Source organism: Campylobacter sp. 2018MI01 (assembly GCF_018501205.1).
GTDB lineage: Bacteria > Campylobacterota > Campylobacteria > Campylobacterales > Campylobacteraceae > Campylobacter_E.
Window position 1 is genome coordinate 1 of the sequence record NZ_JAHCZE010000141.1, and the last position, 505, is coordinate 505.

Here is a 505-nt window from a genome sequence, read left to right on the forward strand (position 1 = left end):
ATAAAAAATAATATAGATTTTGGAGAATTTACTTCAGAAGATGTAAAAACTACTTATGAAATAATTATAAATCTCTTTTTTAATTCAAATTATAGTAGATTTTATAATAATATTTATCAAATAAATATAATTGATAAATATAAAGTTGAATTTGTATTGAAGTATCCAGATAATGATTTTTTAAATTCTTTAACACTAGGGATTATGTCAAAAAATGCTCTTATTAAATATGGTTTAAGTTGGTTTAATAGTGATGCTATTGGTCTTGGTACTTATAATTTAAAGCAATTTAACAATGAACAAATAGTTTTAGTGAAAAATCCTAATGCTATTTTTAAAGCACTTAATGATGGGGTAGTTTTTAAGTTTTATCAAAATGAAGTTCAAATAAAAAATGCTTTAAATAATGACATAATTGATGTTGGCTTGATTAATTATAAAAATATAAAAAATATTGATGATGATTTAGTATATAAGACTTTAGAATCAGATCACGCTATAGCGT

Annotated in this window: 1 protein-coding gene; it reads left to right on the forward strand. The window is 21.0% G+C overall.

Translation table 11 applies throughout. From position 1 onward, the window contains the following. Nucleotides 1-505: ABC transporter substrate-binding protein (locus KJQ97_RS09375; protein ID WP_214120688.1), on the forward strand; the 505-nt coding region annotated here is incomplete at both ends.